The sequence below is a fragment of the Vreelandella malpeensis genome (assembly GCF_020622355.1).
GTDB lineage: Bacteria > Pseudomonadota > Gammaproteobacteria > Pseudomonadales > Halomonadaceae > Vreelandella > Vreelandella malpeensis.
This window is the reverse complement of the sequence record NZ_WHVL01000001.1, coordinates 846,660-863,421: the sequence shown is the minus strand read 5'-3', so window position 1 is coordinate 863,421 and position 16,762 is coordinate 846,660. Positions and strand designations below refer to the sequence as shown.

15 protein-coding genes are annotated in these 16,762 nt (G+C 67.3%); 4 read left to right on the top strand and 11 right to left on the bottom strand.

Going from position 1 to position 16,762, the window contains the following annotated elements; genetic code table 11:
* Nucleotides 1–118: 118 nt before the first annotated feature.
* The gene (locus tag GEV37_RS03905; protein WP_227388875.1) at nt 119–3,181 is read left to right on the top strand and encodes a bifunctional diguanylate cyclase/phosphodiesterase; all 3,063 of its coding nucleotides are present in this window, start codon (nt 119–121) and stop codon (nt 3,179–3,181) included.
* A 9-nt stretch (nt 3,182–3,190) separates the two neighbouring features.
* On the opposite strand, the gene GEV37_RS03900 is transcribed toward GEV37_RS03905, so the two are convergent.
* The 4 genes from GEV37_RS03900 to mobA are packed head-to-tail and all read right to left on the bottom strand — an operon-like array spanning nt 3,191 to nt 7,082.
* Complete coding sequence (locus GEV37_RS03900) at nt 3,191–4,201, bottom strand: CobW family GTP-binding protein (protein ID WP_227388874.1); 1,011 nt, start codon at nt 4,199–4,201, stop codon at nt 3,191–3,193.
* Between the two features lie 3 nt (nt 4,202–4,204).
* A complete protein-coding gene (moaA, locus tag GEV37_RS03895) occupies nt 4,205–5,194 on the bottom strand; it encodes a GTP 3',8-cyclase MoaA (RefSeq protein ID WP_227388873.1) in 990 nt (329 codons plus the stop codon).
* Complete coding sequence (gene moeA / locus GEV37_RS03890) at nt 5,191–6,474, bottom strand: molybdopterin molybdotransferase MoeA (RefSeq protein WP_227388872.1); 1,284 nt, start codon at nt 6,472–6,474, stop codon at nt 5,191–5,193. The genes moaA and moeA overlap by 4 nt, the downstream gene beginning before the upstream one ends.
* Nucleotides 6,471–7,082, bottom strand: a complete 612-nt coding sequence (gene mobA, locus GEV37_RS03885; RefSeq protein WP_227388870.1) for a molybdenum cofactor guanylyltransferase MobA — start codon at nt 7,080–7,082, stop codon at nt 6,471–6,473. Before mobA ends, moeA begins: the two co-directional genes overlap by 4 nt.
* A gap of 166 nt (nt 7,083–7,248) precedes the next feature.
* Here mobA and GEV37_RS03880 point away from each other — a divergent pair, with 166 nt between their 5' ends.
* From GEV37_RS03880 to GEV37_RS03870, 3 genes are read left to right on the top strand one after another with little or no spacing between them, the layout of a single operon-like run.
* The gene (locus GEV37_RS03880) at nt 7,249–7,575 is read left to right on the top strand and encodes a DUF1244 domain-containing protein (RefSeq protein WP_227388869.1); all 327 of its coding nucleotides are present in this window, start codon (nt 7,249–7,251) and stop codon (nt 7,573–7,575) included.
* Nucleotides 7,576–7,588: 13 nt separating this feature from the next.
* Nucleotides 7,589–8,098, top strand: coding sequence for a molybdenum cofactor biosynthesis protein B (gene moaB / locus GEV37_RS03875; protein ID WP_227389205.1), 510 nt, complete (start codon nt 7,589–7,591; stop codon nt 8,096–8,098).
* Nucleotides 8,091–9,296, top strand: a complete 1,206-nt coding sequence (locus GEV37_RS03870) for a molybdopterin molybdotransferase MoeA (protein ID WP_227388867.1) — start codon at nt 8,091–8,093, stop codon at nt 9,294–9,296. The genes moaB and GEV37_RS03870 overlap by 8 nt, the downstream gene beginning before the upstream one ends.
* Here the strand turns inward: GEV37_RS03870 and GEV37_RS03865 are convergent.
* From GEV37_RS03865 to cheB, 7 genes are read right to left on the bottom strand one after another with little or no spacing between them, the layout of a single operon-like run.
* Nucleotides 9,286–9,648: a hypothetical protein gene (locus GEV37_RS03865; RefSeq protein WP_227388866.1), complete on the bottom strand. Its 363-nt coding sequence runs from the start codon at nt 9,646–9,648 to the stop codon at nt 9,286–9,288. The genes GEV37_RS03870 and GEV37_RS03865 overlap by 11 nt on opposite strands.
* A gap of 2 nt (nt 9,649–9,650) precedes the next feature.
* Nucleotides 9,651–10,169, bottom strand: coding sequence for a chemotaxis protein CheW (locus tag GEV37_RS03860; RefSeq protein ID WP_227388865.1), 519 nt, complete (start codon nt 10,167–10,169; stop codon nt 9,651–9,653).
* Entirely contained in the window at nt 10,162–11,841 is a 1,680-nt protein-coding gene (locus tag GEV37_RS03855; protein ID WP_227388863.1) for a GGDEF domain-containing response regulator, read from the bottom strand. The genes GEV37_RS03860 and GEV37_RS03855 overlap by 8 nt, the downstream gene beginning before the upstream one ends.
* A 32-nt stretch (nt 11,842–11,873) precedes the next feature.
* Entirely contained in the window at nt 11,874–12,230 is a 357-nt protein-coding gene (locus GEV37_RS03850; protein WP_227388862.1) for a response regulator, read from the bottom strand.
* Nucleotides 12,231–12,256: 26 nt separating this feature from the next.
* A complete protein-coding gene (locus GEV37_RS03845) occupies nt 12,257–14,353 on the bottom strand; it encodes a hybrid sensor histidine kinase/response regulator (protein WP_227388861.1) in 2,097 nt (698 codons plus the stop codon).
* Entirely contained in the window at nt 14,343–15,710 is a 1,368-nt protein-coding gene (locus GEV37_RS03840; protein WP_227388860.1) for a CheR family methyltransferase, read from the bottom strand. Before GEV37_RS03840 ends, GEV37_RS03845 begins: the two co-directional genes overlap by 11 nt.
* Entirely contained in the window at nt 15,707–16,756 is a 1,050-nt protein-coding gene (cheB, locus tag GEV37_RS03835) for a chemotaxis-specific protein-glutamate methyltransferase CheB (RefSeq protein WP_338035103.1), read from the bottom strand. Before cheB ends, GEV37_RS03840 begins: the two co-directional genes overlap by 4 nt.
* Between the last annotated feature and the right edge of the window lie 6 nt (nt 16,757–16,762).

Here is a 16,762-nt window from a genome sequence, read left to right as displayed (position 1 = left end):
CCATGCTCAAACTACCATGCCGCGCTCGGTCGGCACCATGCGTTCTGGCCGAGGATGCCCACGATGCGGACCGCTGACTCGGCGGTTTGCAACACCATCGGAAGAAGGCCTACGCAGAATGTCCGCTTTATCGGGTCACTCCCCCCGCGATGACCAGGCTTCCCTGACGACGTCTCGCCATCGTGCCATCGGGCTCTATGTCGGTGCGCTGCTCGCCGTGGCCGGCGTGTTCTGCTGGCTCTCCTGGGATCAGCGCGACAAGGAGATCGAGACCGCCGTGGCGCGCATGGAAGCGCGGGCCAGCGTCATGATCCAGTGGACCCAGGGCGTGCTCGGCCAGAGCGAGCAGGCGCTGTTCAGTCTTTCCGAGATGATCGAGCTCAGCGGCGGCGTCGATGCCGACAACGCGGCGCTGGCGCGCGCCTTGAATCACCTGACTCGCCACGTTGACTCCATCGACGAATTGGGCTTGCTCGACAACAGCGGTCGCGTGGTGATGGGCAGCAATGCCGAGTATGCGGGTGAATCCTACCGCGACACCGAGCTGTTCGAAAGCTTCGCCCAAGGCGGCGTGAATCGGGTGATCACCACGCTCCAGCGCTCGCCGAAGAACGACCTATTCTATCTCTACAACGCGCGACGCCTGGAAGACGCACAGGGCGGCTTCGCCGGTATGGCCGTATCGCGCATCCGCCCCGAGATCTTCGACAATGCGCTGGCCCGGTTGAGCATGAACGAAGGCGAAAGCATTACCCTGATCGACATGGACCAGCAGGTGATCGCCCGCCACTCGCGACCCGTTGTGTCTTTCCAGCTCGGGCAGCGCCTCGAGCTCGCCGAAAGCCAGGGCACGCTCGATGGAGGAAGCGACCACACGTTCGAGATGCGCTCGCAGATCGACGGGCGCGAGCGCCTCTATCATTTGCGCCGCGTCGACGACTATCCGGTGTACGCGGTAGTGGGGCTGGATATCAACAGCGTGCTCGAGGGCTGGCGCGAGCGCACCCTGGCGCTTCTGATCATCCTGGTGGTGATGGCGCTGCTCGGCGCATGGGGGCTGCGCCACTACCTGAACCGCCTGACGCTGTCGCGGCTTTTGCAGCAGCGCATCGAGGAGCGCGAAATCGCCCGCGCCCACGCTCAGGAGCGCGAGTCGCGTCTTGACGCACTGGTAAACTCGTTGCAGGACTTGATCTTCGTGTTCGACGAGCAGGGACGTTTTCGCTATATCCACGCCCTGCACCGTCACCAGCTCTTGATCGACCCACACAAGGCGCTGGGCGCGCATTTCTCCGATATTCTGCCCGACGCGCTCACCCGCACGTTCACCACGATCTTCGACCGGGTACGCCGCCTGGGCGACGTAGAGATCGTCGAGTACACGCTGCTCCTCGACGGCGGGCCGAGGCATTTTCACGCCACGGTGAGCCCCTTGACCGATGCCACCCAGGCCTTCAGCGGCGTGCTCTCGGTGGTGCGCGATGTGACCGAGGACAAGAAGCTCCAGGCGGAGCTGCGCATCGCCGCGGCGGCGTTCCAGACCCACCTGGGCGTCCTGATCACCGATGCCCGCGGCACGATCCTCAAGACCAACGATACCTTCAAGCGCATCACCGGCTATAGCGACGCCGAGATGATCGGCAAGAACCCGCGCATGTTCAGCTCCGACCATCACGGCGCGGCGTTCTACCGCGAGATGTGGCGGCGGGTGAACAGCACCGGCAACTGGGAAGGCGAGATCTGGAACAAGCGCAAGAACGGCGAGCTGTTTCCTGAGTGGATCACCATCAGTGCCATTCGCGACGAGAGCGGGCGGCTGAGCCACTACGTCGCCACCATCAGCGACATCAGCGAGCGCAAGGCTGCCGAGCAGGAGATCCATCAACTGGCGTTCTACGATCCGCTCACCGGGCTGACCAACCGCCGCCTGTTCCTGGACCGCGTCGAGGCGGCGCTCAAGGAGCTCAACCGCTACCCGCGCTACGGCGCGCTGATGCTGTTCGACATCGATCACTTCAAGGAGATCAACGATACCCTGGGCTACCACGCTGGCGACCAGCTGCTGCAGAGCGTGGCGCGGCGGCTGTCGCGCATGCTGCGCGATACCGATACCTTGGCCCGGCTCGGCGGCGATGAGTTCGCCGTGTTGATCGAAGGCGTGCACAGTAGCCTCGCCCAGACCCACCAGCTCGCCGAAGGCATCGCCGGCAAGCTGCTCGCCTCGCTCAACGAGCCTTTGCGGCTCAACGACGACCTGGTGACGATCACTGTCAGCGCCGGCGTGACGATGATCGCCAGTGACCAGCTCAGCGTCGACGACTACCTCCAGCAGGCGGACATGGCCCTCTCCCAGGCCAAGGCGAGCGGGCGCCAGGTGCTGCGTTTTTTCAACCCGCACATGCAGGCGCAACTGCTCGCCCGAGTGCGTCTGGAGGCGGATTTGCGCCAGGCGGTGATCTTCAAGCAGTGGGAGCTTCACTATCAGCCCCAGGTCGATGCCCATGGCGAGCTGACCGGCGTGGAGGCGCTGCTGCGTTGGCACCACGCCGAGCACGGCCTCGTCTCGCCGGACGAATTCATACCGCTTCTCGAGAGCAGTGGGCTGATCACCGAGGTCGGCGAATGGATCCTCGAGCAGGCTTGCCATCAGCTGCTTGCATGGTCGACGCATCCGAGACTTGGCCGGTTGACCATTTCCGTCAACATCAGCCCGGTGCAATTTCGCGAAGCGGGCTTCGTCGAGCGGGTGGAGAGCGTCTTCGCGCGCGTCCAGGCGCCGCTTACGAAGCTTAAGCTCGAAGTCACCGAGTCACTGTTCGTCGAGGCGCCGGAGAACGTGCGCGAGACCATGCTGCGCCTGAAGCGCCGAGGCGTGCGCTTCTCGCTGGACGACTTCGGCACCGGCTACTCGTCGCTGGCCTATCTTGCGAAGCTGCCGCTTGATCAGCTCAAGATCGACCAGTCCTTCGTCCAGCAGGTGCTGACCAGCGACGCCAACGCCGCCATCGTCGAGAGTACCATTGCGCTGGCCGAGAGCCTGAGCCTCGAGGTGATCGCCGAAGGTGTTGAGATGCGCGCCCAGTACGAGTGGCTGCGCGCCCACGGCTGCCTTGCCTACCAGGGCTACCTGTTCGGCCGCCCCGTACCGGTGGCGCTGTTCGAGGAGCAGGTCCTGACTTGAGTCGGCGGGCTATTCGAGTGGGCGCAGTCGCTCGAGAAGCGAGGCGTGGCCATCCGCGCTCGTCTGGGCATCGGGCAGGATGATCTCGAGGCGCGAATCCTGGCGCCAGGTGCTCGCCTCGACGCTCAGCGCGCCCTCGGCGCGGTTGAGCCGCTTCCAGCCGTCGCGGGTGTGAAAGACCCCTTTCGCCCGGGCCGCCCTCGGCAGCGCGGAAAGAAGCTGGGCGAGCAGGTCGAGATCGAAGCGGTCGTCGGGGTGCCAGCGCAGCCCCGTGGAGGTGTAGCCCAGCGAGCTTGCGGTTTCGCAGCGGGGCGTCCCCGGGCGTGGCGCGGGATCGAAGAAGCTGCCCTCGAGCGACGGCGGCGCCGCTAACCTGCGATGTGCCGCGGGCCGCTCGAGTGCCTTGAACGGCGCCTCGCCGCCGTCTTCGAGCAGGGTCAGCGGGAGTGTCTTGCGTTCGGCCTCGTGCACCCACTTCGGGCGCGGCCAGCGCGTCTCGAGAAAGGTGTGGGCGCGGGCACGCTGGTCGCTGCTCGCGTGTTCTAGCTGGGTGAGCACCACCGCGTCGGCCACCGCCAGCTGGTCGTTGAAGGTCTCATGCTCGCGCACTTTCGGCTCGTCGAGCCGGCGCGGGTCGAGGGCGACGACGATGTCACGCACCTCGAGCGCCTCACGAAAGGTCTCACCACGCAGCAGATCGAGAAGCCCCGCCGGATGTCCGAGCCCCGACGGCTCGATGATCAGTCGATCGGGCCGGGCGCGGGCGATCAGGTTGACAAGCCCCGCCTGCAGCACGAAGGCCAGCTGGCAGCACAGGCATCCCCCGGGTAGCCCCTTGACCACGACGTCATCGCGTTCCTCGAACATCGCCTGGTCGATGCCGATCTGACCGAATTCGTTGACCAGCACCGCCCAGGTTTCGTCCCCAGGCTTCTGGGCGATCAGGCTGTGGATGAGTGTGGTCTTGCCGCTGCCGAGAAACCCGGTCACGACGTGGGTGGGAGTGCGCGCTGGTGACAAAAACTAGCCTCCGGTCATGTTCATGAAGCGCACCACCTGGACGTCACCGTCGGTGGTGAAGTGGTGGCGCTCGGGCTTGAGCGGCAGCGCATCGATGATCGCCTGCTTGAGCCTTGCCATGTCGCCGGGGTGACGGCGAATCACCGCGCGCAGGTCCACTGAGTGCTCGTTGCCCAGACACAGCAGAAGCCGCCCCTCGACGGTCACCCGCACGCGGTTGCAGCTGTCGCAGAAGTTGTGGCTGTGCGGCGAGATGAAGCCGATCCGGCTGTCGCTGTCGCTCATGCTGAAGTAGCGCGACGGGCCCGGCGTGGTCACGGCACTGGGCGTCAGCGCGTAGCGCGCCTCGATCAGCGCCTTGACGTCGTCGCTGGAGAAGAAGGTCTCGGCGCGGGAGTGATCCGACACGTCGCCCAGCGGCATCTCCTCGATGAAGCTCAAGTCGAGCCCTTCGCGGCGAGCGAACTCGACCAGGTCCAGCACCTCGTCGTCGTTGCGCCCTTTCAAAATCACCGCGTTGAGCTTGATGCGCGAAAAGCCCGCCTCCTTGGCGGCGCGGATGCCGTCGATCACCTTGTCCAGATCACCGGTGCGGGTCAGCGCCTTGAAGCGCGCCGGGTCGAGCGAATCCAGGCTCACGTTGAGCCGGGTGAGCCCGCCCTCCTTGAGGCGCCGGGCGTGCTTTCTGAGGCTCGCGCCGTTGGTGGTCATGGTGAAGTCGGCAAGTCCCAGGGCGCCGATCTCGTCGACCAGTTGGGTGATGTTGGCGCGCACCAGCGGCTCGCCCCCGGTCAGGCGGATTTTCTCGACGCCGAGCTCGGTGAAGGCGCGGGCGATGGTGGCGATCTCCTCGAGGGTGAGCACCTGGGCGCGGGGCAGAAACGTCATCTCCTCGCTCATGCAGTAGACACAGCGGAAGTCGCAGCGGTCGGTGACCGATATCCGTACGTAGTTGACGCGGCGGCCAATGGGGTCGATCAGTTGCTCGGTCATGGCCATCTCGATAGGTCGGTGGAGGGCGGCGTTGCGGGCGGTTGCGGCGCGGCGAGCGGCTGGATCGACACGATCTCGCCCGCAGCGGCGGCCCCCTGATTGTCGCCAAGCTCGATCAGGCAGTTGGCCGCCACCATGGAGGTTAGCATACCCGAGCCCTGGGCCCCGGTGATTCGTACGTGAAGCCGGCCCTGCGCGTCGCAGCGGTAGACGCCGCGAAGCAGATCGGTGCGCTGGCGACGACCCTGGATCGGCGTCTCGAGCACCGCCGCCAGCCGCACCGGCGCGGCGGAGGGCAGGCCTTGCAGGCGCGCAAGCAGTGGTGCTACGAACTGGTGAAAGGCCACCATGGCCGCCACCGGGTTCCCCGGCAGGCCCACGAAGGGGGTGCGGCGCTCGCCTAGAAGCCCTGCGGCGAGCGGTCGCCCCGGGCGCAGCGCCACGCGCCAGAAGGCCAGTTGGCCCAGGGCGTCGAGTGCGGCGCGGGTGAAGTCGCGCTCGCCGGCAGAGACGCCGGCGCTGGTCAGCACCAGATCACTTCGCGCGGCGGCCCCGGCCAGTGCCGCCTCGATTGCCGAGGACTCGTCGGGCAGGATGCCCAGGTCGAGCACGCAGGCGTCGTGCTCGCGAAGAAGCCCCATCAGCGCAAAGCGGTTGGCATCGAACACTCCGGCAGAAGGCAACGCCTCGCCGGGGGCGATGACTTCATTGCCGGTGGAAAAAAGCGCCACCACCGGGCGCTTGATCACGCTCACCCGGGCAAAACCGAGCGAGGCGAGAAGCCCGAGGGCAGCGGCGTCAAGGTACGCGCCTGCGCCTAGCACCACAGCGCCGGCGGCGAGTTCCTCGCCGGCCTGGCGTACGTTTTGACCCTTCGTCACTTGCGCTGGTGCTGTGAGCAGAACGTACCCGTCGCGCTCCTCGAACTGCTCACGGGCAATCACGGTATCGGTGCCGGTGGGCAGTGGCGCGCCGGTGGTGATGCGTACACAGGCGTCGGCGCCGATCTCGCCGGTGAAGGCGTCGCCGGCGAATACGCTCCCGGCAATCGACCAGCGGCGAGGAGCGCCCTCGGGCCAAGCCAGGGCGATGCCGTCCAGCGCGGCGTTGGCGTAGCGCGGCACATCGAAAGGCGCCTCGACGGCGGTGGCCAGCGTGCGACCGTGGGCGTCTGCCAAGTCGAGGGTCTCGCTGCCCACGTCCCGGCTCACCAGGCGCGCGAGCGCCGTGCGGGCCTCGTCGACGCTCAGAGCAATGCCTTGCTCGGCACCGCGCGTCATTGGCTCGGCCTTGCGCGCCGCGCGGCGCGATCGAGCTCCAGGCGCTGCTTGTGCGCTTCGTCGTTGAGATTGACGAAGGCGCCGGGCGCGTGCGCCATGTCGACATCACAGTTCGCATGACGGTCGTACCAGCGCGTGAGCTTGCGCTCGCCGCTGGCCAGAAAAGCGCGCAGGTCGTCGGCAAGCGACGTGTCGATCAGCGCGACCGTCGGGTGCCGACGCTCGCCGTCGAAGGCAACGCCGATGCGCGCCGTGCCGATGCCGGCCACCAGGCGCTCGACCACGTCGTCCGGCAGCAGCGGCGTATCGCAGGGCAGAACGACCAGCCACGGCGTGATAGCCACCTCGAGACCGCTCAGGATGCCCATGAGTGGCCCTTGAAAGCCGGGCTCGAGGTCACCGATTACACGGTGGCCGAACAGCGCGTAAGCGTCCGCATTGCGGTTGGCGCTGATCAACACTTCACTGACCCGGCCTTCGAGGCGGTCAAGCGCATGGGTAAACAGCGGCGCGCCCTCGAAAGGATCGAGCCCCTTGTCACGCCCGCCCATGCGGCGGCCTTCGCCGCCGGCCAGGACCAGGCCGGTCAGTTCATCCTTCGCGATCATGAGAGTACCTTCGCCGGGAGTGAGTGGGGCGGTGCACGCATTTGGACTCGACGCGCCGTGCGAAGTGCCATGTTCGCAATCGCCGCGGCGTTTTTAAAGGGCGTCTTTGCTATTTTAAAGGGCGTCTTTGCTATGCTGGCGAACATCATCCGCTCAAGGAGCCATCATGCAAGCGTTCGATGAATTTGACCAGACGACCCGCACCGAACTCGAGGCCGCCGCCTTTCGCCGGCTTCTCGCCCATCTCGACGACAACAAGGATGTCCAGAACATCGATCTGATGATCCTGGCGGACTTCTGTCGCAACTGCCTCTCCAAGTGGCTGGTGAGCGCCGCCGAGGCGCGCGGTGAAACCCTCGACCTCGAGGCCGCCCGGGCTCACGTCTACGGCATGCCCTACAGCGAATGGAAGGCGCACTACCAGGGCGAGGCAACGCCCGAGCAACTGGCGGCGCTCGAGGCGCGCCAGGCCCAGAAACGCGCGAAGGAGTGACCCCGTGGATGCCATGCAAGCGCTGAACATCGCGGTGTTGACCGTCTCGGACACGCGCACCGAGGAGAGCGACACCTCCGGCCAGTTGCTGGTCGAGCGCCTCGAGAGCGCCGGCCATCGGCTGGCGGAAAAACGCATCGTGGTCGACGACATGTACCGCATTCGCGCCGTGGTGGCGGCGTGGATCGCCGACCCCGAGGTGCAGGTGGTGATCACCACCGGCGGCACCGGCTTCACCGGGCGCGATTCCACCCCGGAGGCGGTCGCGGTGCTCTTCGACAAGGAGATCCAGGGCTTCGGCGAGCGCTTTCGGGCGCTCAGCGGCGAGGAGATTGGCAGCTCCACCATTCAAAGCCGCTGTCTGGGCGGGCTCGCCAATCGAACTGTGATCTTCTGTCTGCCGGGTTCCACCGGCGCGTGTCGCACCGGTTGGGACCGCCTGCTCGCCGAGCAGCTCGACAGCCGCCATCAACCGTGCAACTTCGCCAACCTGGTGATTCCAGGGCGGGGCCAGCATGGCTGAGCTGGCGCCGATCGAACACGCTTTAGAAGCGCTTCTCGCCGAGGTCTGCCCGCTCGAAAGCGAAACGCTCGCCCTCGAGCACGCCGCCGGGCGAGTGCTGGCTACCCCCGTGATGGCCACGCTCGACGTGCCCGCCTTCGACAACAGCGCCATGGACGGCTACGCCTTGCGCGCGGCGGATGCCGGCACCTGGCTGCCGGTCTCCCAGCGCATCGCCGCGGGAAGCCCGGCGCGCCCACTCGAGCCGGGAAGCTGCGCGCGCATCTTCACCGGCGGCGAACTGCCCGAAGGGGCGGACTGCGTGGTGATGCAGGAGGAGGTGGAGCGTGACGGCGAGCGCGCCCGCATTCCCGCCGGTGTTGCCGTGGGCAATAGCGTGCGCCGGCGCGCGCGGGATGTGGCCAGGGGCAGCGTGCTGCTCGAGGCGGGCACGCGGCTCACGGCCGCCGGGCTCGGGCACCTGGCGGGGCAGGGCATCGACGAGGTCGTGGTGCGCCGCCGCCCGCGCGTGGCGCTGCTCTCGACCGGCGACGAGGTCGTCGAGCCGGGTACGCCCTTGGCGCCCGGCCAGCTCTACAACAGCAATCGGCCGATGCTCCGGCAGTTGCTGGCAAGCTTCGGCGCCGAAGTGGTGCATCTGGAGAGCGTGCCGGACGATGCCGACAAGACCCAGTCGTGCCTGGCGCGCGCTGCCGCGCTTGCCGACGTGGTGATCACCACCGGCGGGGTCAGCGTGGGCGAGGAGGATCACGTCAAGCGTGCCCTCGACGCCCTGGGCGAGTTGGATCTGTGGCGGCTGGCGATTCGCCCGGGCAAGCCCCTGGCGCTGGGGCGACTGCCGCGCGGCAACGGCCGCACGGCGCGCTTCGTGGGGCTGCCTGGCAATCCGGTCTCGAGCTTCGTGGGGGCGTGGCTGTTTCTGCGCCCGCTGATGGGGGCGCTGCTCGGCTGTCCAGCGCTCGAGACGTTGACTCAGGTGACGGCAATCGCGACTTTTTCCACCACCACCGGGCCGCGCCGTCACTACATGCGCGTGAAGCTCGCCTTCACCGAGGCCGGGGTCGAGGCCCACGCCTTCGACGATCAGGACTCCTCGGTGCTCTCCTCCTGCGTGCACGCCGATGCCCTGGCGATCGTTGACCCGCACCGGCGCGTGGCGCCGGGCGATCCGCTGGCGTGCTTGTGGCTCACGGCGTGAGCCGGTCTGCCGCCAGCAGCCAGCAGGGGGTGTGCTGTCGCTCGAAGGCGATACCGATCAGCGCCGGATGCACGCTAGCGCGTACGAGCACGAGCTCGGACAAGGGATAGAGGGCGGGGGCGGGCCAGTCGATAAGCTTGGTACTGCCCGCCACTCCCAGCTCCCACGCGCCTTCGCCATCGACGAGAGTGAGCCAGCGGCTCGCCGGGGCGCTGCCTTCGAGGTTCAAAAGGCGTGCAAGGTGCGCGGTGCGCGTGTGGCTCGGGGTACTGGAGAGTCGGCGTACCCGGCTCGCTTCCAGGGCGAAGCGGTGCTGGCCCGCCTCGAAGACCACCAGCGAGACGTGATCCATCCTCAGCCCTGGCCCGCCTGGAAGGCGCCGAGCAGGGCGTCGGCATCGAGCAGCGCAATCGCCTCGCGTGCGTCGCGATGGATCAGCGCGGTGACGAAGGGCGCGAGCGTGTCGTTCAGCGCCTCCGGCGGCTTGAGGGTGCTCTCGCCGACCTCGCAGACGTCCTCGAGTGCTTCGATGCGCACGCCGGTGCGAATGCCGGCCGCGTGGACCAGCAGCAGCATGCCGGCCCCCGGCGGGGGGGCCGGAAGGTCGAGCAGGCGCTCGAGGGTGATCACCGACTCGATGGCGCCGCGCAGATGGATCACCCCTTCGATGCCGTCGGGAACCCCGGGAACGAAGTAGACGCTCTGCTGGCCGTCGAGAATTTCGCGCACCGCGCTTCCCGGCAGTGCAAAACGCTGGCCGCCCAAGCGAAACAGCACCAATTGACGGGCGGGTTCGTCGACGTCGACGCGGGTGTGTGCCTCGCCCTGGCGGGCCAGCGCCTCGCCGAGGCCGAGCGCGGAGGGGTCACTCATCGTCGGCGCCGTCATCAGATTCGTCCGGATTGATCGCGACGCGATTGCGACCGCGATTCTTGGCGCGGTAGAGCGCGCGGTCGGCGCTGACCCGCAGCGCTTCGGTGGAGGGATGATGGGGGAAGGCGCTGATGCCGGCGCTGAAGGTGCAGTTGAAGCGTGCGCTTCCCGCATTGAAGTCCACCTGCTCGAAATCCTGGCGCAGCTCCTCGATCAGTGCGGCGGCGGTATCGGCGCTGACGCCTTTGAGCAGCACCACGAACTCCTCGCCGCCGTAGCGGCCGATGATGTCGGAGACGCGCAGGCGGGTCTTCAGCATGCGCGCCAGGGTGATGATGACCTGGTCGCCGGCCAGGTGCCCGTGGGTATCGTTGACGTCCTTGAAGTGGTCGATGTCGATCATCGCCATGGCGTGCTGTGCATCGTCGCGATACGCCTGCACCAGGGCGCGTGAGATCAGATCGGTGGTGGTGCTGTGGTTGTAGAGCCCGGTCATGCTGTCCTGGGTCATCAGCGAGCGCAGGTGGCGCAGGCGCTCGGCGCGCAGCCGCACCGCCGACACCAGCTCCTCCGGCGCCACCGGCTTGGTGATGAAGCCCTCGACGCCGGCGTTCATGGCGGTCAGCTGCTTCTGGCGGTCGGTCTCGGAGGAAAGGTAGAGGATCGGCAGCCCCACGTACTCGGTCTGCTGGCGCACGATGGTGGCAAGCTCCTCGCCGGAGCAGACCGGCATGTACATGTCCACCAGCATCAGGTCGGGGCTGAAGTAGTCGAGCGCCTCGAAGGCCTCGGCAGGATGATGAGCGCGTTTGACGGTCATGCCGGCCTGTTCGAGCACCAGCGCGTGGTAGTCCGCCGCCGCCGGGTCGTCGTCCACCACCAACACGCGCAGCGGCTCATCGTCCAGGGGCGTGGTCAGCTCGTCCAGGGCGAGCATCAGGTCCAGCGGCTTGACGGGCTTGGTGAAATAGCCGCTGCAACCCGCCCTGACGGCGCTCAGGCGCGAATTGAAGTCACCGTGAGCGGAGAGCACGATGGCGGGCAGGCGCTCGCCGGTGAGCCGGTTGAGGCTGGTCAGGGTTTCGGTACCGGCGGTGTTTCCCTGGGGAAACTGGACGTCCATGATGATAGCGTCGGGGCGCCGCGACAGCACGGCGTTGAAGAACGCCTGGGTATCGGCGAAATGGATCACCTCGTGGCCAAAGCAGCGCAAGTGGTGCAGCAGCTGGGTGACCTGCTCCGGCTCGTCGTCGCACAGGTAGATCAGCCGCTGGCGACTGTTGCGCTGACCGGCGCCGAACTCGACGGCGTTGAAGGAGGCGGGCAGCGTCGCCTGGCTTCTGTGTTGTTCGAGGTAGGCCTGCTCCTGGACCAGCGCCTCCAGCAGCCGCTCGATGGTGCGATCGATGTGGGCGGGCACCGGCAGCGCCGTCAGTGCCTCTTCGCCCTGATGCGCCAGAGCCGACAGCCGCTCGAAACCCAGCGACCGGCCGGTGCCTTTCAAGCTGTGAAAGAAGCGGTGAAGCTCCGGGGCGAGCTGCGCGCGTGCCTCGGTCGAGCCGGCACTTTGCTGCCATTGGTTGATGGTGGCATCGATGCGCGTGGAGAGTTGCGCGATGAAGCGCAACCGCAGCTCGTTGAGTTTCTCTTGCAGCGTCGAGGGAGTCGACATCGGCTTACCTGTTGAAGTGGGCGGGCATGGCGTCATTCCCTCAGCGCCCGATCGACGGTCCGGACGAGGGTGTGTGCCAGGTCCGCTTCCTTCTGCAGGCAGGCGGTCAGGCCTGGCGTCGCGGTGAGCGCGGCGGTCGGCGTGTCGCCGGTCAGCAGGACGAACGGCAGCATCACGCCCTGTTCTCTGAGCGTGGCGCAGAGCTCGATGCCATCGATCAACGGCATGTACAGATCGCTCACGATCAGGGCGATGTCCGGGTGGGCCTCTAGCTGCGTGATCGCCTCCATCGCATCGTGAGCCATGACGGGGATGTACTGCTGCCCCGCCAGGATGGCGGCGGTCATTTCGGCCGACAGCGTGTCGTCGTCAACGACTAGAATCCGCATGCTGTTCCTCTTCTAAAACGCGTCCACTAGCCAAGCAGGGCCTTCAGGGTGTCCACGAGATTGTTCTGATCAAAGCTTCCCTTGACGATGTAGGCATCCGCCCCAGCTTCGATGCCGCGCTGGCGATCGGCTTCCTTCTCGCGCGAGGTGATGATGATGATCGGTATATCACGGTAGCGCTCATTTTCGCGTAGCCGCATGGTGAGTGCAAAGCCGTCCATGACCGGCATTTCCACATCCGTCAGGACCGCGTCGAAGGGCTCGGCCAGCGCCTTGTTCAGGCCGTCGCGACCGTTCTCGGCCAGCACCACGCGATAGCCCCAGGCCTCGAGCACGTCCTTCTCGATCTCGCGGGTGTTGAGCGAGTCGTCGACGATCAAAATTCGATGAGGTGCTTTAGCAATAAGTTCCGAAGAAGCAGGGCGGCGAGGTGCACGTTTAATGTGAGTTAATAATGCCGGGACGTGGAGGAGGCTGGCAAGCGCGTTCTGGCCCACAGTGACCATGCCCGACACCAGCGGCAGGTGGCAAAGGTGCGAAGGCAACGGCTTGATCACCATGTCGCGCTCGTCGACCAGGGCATCGACGTGCAGCGCGAGCTTCTGCTGACCCTGCTGGACGACCAGCAGCAGCACGCGCTCGCCGGACGGCGCCTGCTCGAGTCCCAGCAGGGCGGCCAGGGAGGCCACCGGGATGAACTCGTCGCGCAGCACCAGCGTTGGCTGGCCGGCGGTGTCGATGAAGGTCGCAGGCGACGTCTCGAGAAGCTCCATGACGTAGGGCGCGGTCACCCCCAGGATCTGGCCGTCGACCCGCACCAGCAGCACCCGCATCATGGCAAGCGAAAGCGGCAGGCGCAGGGTGAACACGCACCCCTTTCCCGGTTGGCTTGCCACGCGCAGGTCGCCGCTGAGCTCGTCCACGACGGTACGCTTGACCACGTCCATGCCAACCCCACGCCCGGAGACGTCGGTGATCATGGGTTTGGTCGAGAACCCGGGCAGGAAGATCAGCTCCAGGGTCTCCTGCTCGCTGAGCGTGGCAAGCTGCTCCTCACCGATCAGCCGCCGGGCGAGCGCCTTGCGCTGCACCGCTTCGAGGTCGATCCCCGCGCCGTCGTCGCCAAGCTCGATGACCACCCAGCCGCCGTCCTGCCACGCCTCGAGACGAATTCGCCCCTGAGGCGGCTTTCCGAGCGCGCGCCGCGCCTCGGGCGGCTCGAGGCCATGGTCGAGGGCGTTGCGCAGCAGGTGCACCAGCGGCTCGGAGAGCTGGTCGATCATCTGCCGGTCCAGCTCGATCTCGCTGCCCTGCAGGCGGCAGACGGCCTCCTTGCCGAGCGCCCGGGCCAGGTCCCGGGTCATCTGGGCAAGCGGGTCGAAGACGATGCCGAGCGGCAGCATGCGCATCGCCAGCGCCCGGTCGTGCAGATCACCCATCAGGGTGTCCTGACCCCGCACGCTCTCCTTGAGCTCGCGCGCGAAGGCGCGCACGTCGCGCTGTTGCGCCTCGGGCAGGGTAGCGCCGAGCGCCTGCGCCCGGTCCACCAGGCCGTGCAAGTGATGATGCTTGGAAAGCACCTCGCCCATCAGACGAATCACGTCGTCCAGGCGCTCCAGGCGTACTCGCACGGTATCGCTCAGGCGAAGGCGCTGGGAGAGCGCGTCGTTCGACGACGTCGCAAGCGCCGGGCTCGGGGCGGCGGGCGCTACCTCGGGCGGCGCCTGCGTGGCCGGTGCCGTCCCCTCCATGGCGTGGCAAAGCGCCGAGTCCGCCGGGGTCAGGGTGTCCGGCGCCTGGCCTCGGGCCAGTTCGTCGACCTGGAGGTCGAGCGCGTCGGCGGCGCGGGTGAGAAGCGCGATGGCGGCCGCGTCGATCGGCCGGGTGCCGTCGCGCAGGGCGCTCAGAAGCTCTTCCGCGCTGTGGGTCAGCGTCGTGATCGCCTCCAGGCGCAGCATGCGCGACGACCCCTTGAGGGTATGCAGCGAGCGAAACAGCGCGTTGACCTGCTCGGCGTGATCGCCGTCGCGCGCCAGCGCCTCGATGCCCTCGCGCAGGCGCGGCAGGTGATCACGGGCCTCCTCCACAAAGCGCGCGAGAAAGCGTGACAGATCAAAGGCCATCGTCTGCCTCCCGAGTTTGCGCGCCGGTGACGAGATGGCGCTTGGCAAGAAACCGCGCGTCGCCCGGCGGAATGGGCGAGGCGATGATCGTTAATCCGCCGGTGGCGTGGGGGCTCGCCTCGAGCAGGCGCAAAACCGCCGCGTAGCCGCGCATGGGCTGGCCCGGTATGCCTTCGAGCTCACCGGCACGCACCAGCTCGGCCTGGTAGAAGTGCGCCGGCCAGCACTCCGGGGCGACGTAGAGGGCGCGCTTGAAGTGCTTCTGGGCCTGCTCGGGGCGCTGTTGCCAGCGTGCCACCAGTCCCGCCAGAAGGCGCGCGTCGACGCTCCAGGGCTGTTCGTCGAGAAGCGTGGCCAGCAGCGCTTCGGCGTCGTCGAAGCGGTTGTCGTTCAGGTGCGCCTGCGCCTCTTGTACGCGCTGGGCGAAGCTCTCCGCGGCAGCAGGCATCACTGCCGGGAGCGGCGTGGCGGCGCGCACCGGTGCGGCGATGCACTCCGGTTTCGGCATCGCCGTCGACGCGGGAGCGGGCAGCGGGCGCGATGCGGCGGCCTGGTGCGTCGGGCGCCGGAAATGGAACACGCCCTCGCGCTGGGTGAGCTCCAGCACGCCAAGATCGTTGCCCAGGGTTTCGGAGACGCCGCACACCAGGATGCCTTCCGGCGCCAGACGCTCGAGCAGGCGCTTCTGGATGGCGATGCGCTTTTGCTCGTCGAAGTAGATCGACACGTTGCGAAACAGGATCAGATCGAATGGGCCGCCGTCCTCGCTATCGCCTGAGGGCTCGAGCACGTTGAGCGCTTGAAAGCGTACCCAGTCGCGTAGCGTATTGTCGATGGCGAACTGGTGACCGCGCGGCGTGAAGTAGCGCGTCTTGAGTGCCCCCGGCAGGGCGCGAAACGCCATGCCGGCGTAGATCCCTCGCCTGGCCTTGGCGAGAACCCGGTGGTCGACGTCGCCGCCGATGATACGAAAGAGCGTTGGCGCGCGCGCGCCGAAGCGCTCCAGAAGTGCCATACCCAAGCTGTAGGGCTCCTCGCCGGAGGAGCAGCCAGCGCTCAGGATACGCAGCGGCCCCGCCCCGCGCGCCAGACGCTCGGGCAGGTAGTGCTCGGCAAGCCAGGCGAGCGCCTCGGGCTCGCGATAGAAGTAGGTCTCGTTGATCGTCAGCTGGCTGATGAAATCGTCGAGCAGGGCGGCATCGCGCCTCAGCCGCTTGACGAGCACCCCCGGGTCGCGCGTCCCGGTGGCATCGAGCAGAGCATCGACCGCCCTGACCAGCCGTGGTTCGGCCAGGCCCTCCAGGTCCAGACCGTAACGCTCGTAGATCAGCTGCTTGAACGGTGCGTAGGATTTCATGACGACGACCGGGACAGCGACCGGACGCACAGGGTATGCAGCAGTAGCTCAGGCAGCTCGTCGAGCGAGACCACACGCTGCACGACCCCGGCGTTCACCGCCTCCTGGTTCATGCCGTAGATCACCGAGCTCTCCTCGTCCTGGGCCAAGGTCGCGCCGCCGGCCTGACGGATCGCGCGCATTCCCTGCACGCCGTCGCGCCCCATGCCGGTCATGATCACGCCGATGGCGTCGCTGCCGTAGACCTCGGCCACGCTGCACAGCAGCGTATCGCAGCTCGGGTGGTACAGCGCCCCGACGGGACTCGGGGTCAGCTTGAAACGGTGGTCGAAGGTGACCTCCAGGTTGCTCTCCGAGGGCGACAGGTAGACCGCGCCGGGCTTCAGGAACTCACCCGCCCGGGCCACGCTCACCGGCAGGTGGCAGATCGAGGCGAGCCACTGCGCCATGCCGTCGATGAAGCCGTGGCTGATGTGCTGGGCGATGACCACCGGTGGCAGGAAATCCGCCGGCAGGCGGCTGAGAAGGCGCGCCAGCGCCTGGGGGCCGCCGGTGGAGCAGGCGATGGCGACGATACGCCGAAACGCACGCGGCGGGGGCTGGTAGGCGCTCGGCGGCGGGGAGCAGGGCAGGGCGCTGCGTCGCCGCAGGCGGGTGATGACCGCCACCCCCGCCAGCAGGCGAACCCGCTCGAGCAGCCGTGTGGCGTCGGTATCGGCGAGGGTGGGCTTGCCGATCACCTCGAGCGCTCCCAGCTCCAGGGCGCGATAGGCCGTCGGCGCCTCGAAGCGCTCGCTGACCACCAGAATCGGCAGCGCCTTGGTATGCATGATCTCGTCGATCGCCGCGAGCCCGTCCATCACCGGCATGGTCAGGTCCATGGTCACCAGCTGCGGCACCAGCCGCCGGGCCAGCGCCACCGCCTCGCGCCCGTTGCAGGCCTCGCCCACTACCTCGATGTCACCCTCGCGGGTGAGCAGGTGGCGCAGCACCTCCCTGGCCACGGGGCTGTCGTCGGCGATCATTACCCGTATTGGACTCATCATGTCATT

What these genes read in the sequence shown, in the direction of transcription:
- GEV37_RS03905 (WP_227388875.1), top strand. Translation starts at nt 119, where the DNA reads ATGTCCGCTTTATCGGGTCACTCCCCCCGCGATGACCAGGCTTCCCTG.
- moaA (WP_227388873.1), bottom strand. Translation starts at nt 5,194, where the DNA reads ATGACCGAGCAACTGATCGACCCCATTGGCCGCCGCGTCAACTACGTA.
- moeA (WP_227388872.1), bottom strand. Translation starts at nt 6,474, where the DNA reads ATGACGCGCGGTGCCGAGCAAGGCATTGCTCTGAGCGTCGACGAGGCC.
- mobA (WP_227388870.1), bottom strand. Translation starts at nt 7,082, where the DNA reads ATGATCGCGAAGGATGAACTGACCGGCCTGGTCCTGGCCGGCGGCGAA.
- GEV37_RS03880 (WP_227388869.1), top strand. Translation starts at nt 7,249, where the DNA reads ATGCAAGCGTTCGATGAATTTGACCAGACGACCCGCACCGAACTCGAG.
- moaB (WP_227389205.1), top strand. Translation starts at nt 7,589, where the DNA reads ATGCAAGCGCTGAACATCGCGGTGTTGACCGTCTCGGACACGCGCACC.
- GEV37_RS03870 (WP_227388867.1), top strand. Translation starts at nt 8,091, where the DNA reads ATGGCTGAGCTGGCGCCGATCGAACACGCTTTAGAAGCGCTTCTCGCC.
- GEV37_RS03865 (WP_227388866.1), bottom strand. Translation starts at nt 9,648, where the DNA reads ATGGATCACGTCTCGCTGGTGGTCTTCGAGGCGGGCCAGCACCGCTTC.
- GEV37_RS03860 (WP_227388865.1), bottom strand. Translation starts at nt 10,169, where the DNA reads ATGAGTGACCCCTCCGCGCTCGGCCTCGGCGAGGCGCTGGCCCGCCAG.
- GEV37_RS03855 (WP_227388863.1), bottom strand. Translation starts at nt 11,841, where the DNA reads ATGTCGACTCCCTCGACGCTGCAAGAGAAACTCAACGAGCTGCGGTTG.
- GEV37_RS03850 (WP_227388862.1), bottom strand. Translation starts at nt 12,230, where the DNA reads ATGCGGATTCTAGTCGTTGACGACGACACGCTGTCGGCCGAAATGACC.
- GEV37_RS03845 (WP_227388861.1), bottom strand. Translation starts at nt 14,353, where the DNA reads ATGGCCTTTGATCTGTCACGCTTTCTCGCGCGCTTTGTGGAGGAGGCC.
- GEV37_RS03840 (WP_227388860.1), bottom strand. Translation starts at nt 15,710, where the DNA reads ATGAAATCCTACGCACCGTTCAAGCAGCTGATCTACGAGCGTTACGGT.
- cheB (WP_338035103.1), bottom strand. Translation starts at nt 16,756, where the DNA reads ATGATGAGTCCAATACGGGTAATGATCGCCGACGACAGCCCCGTGGCC.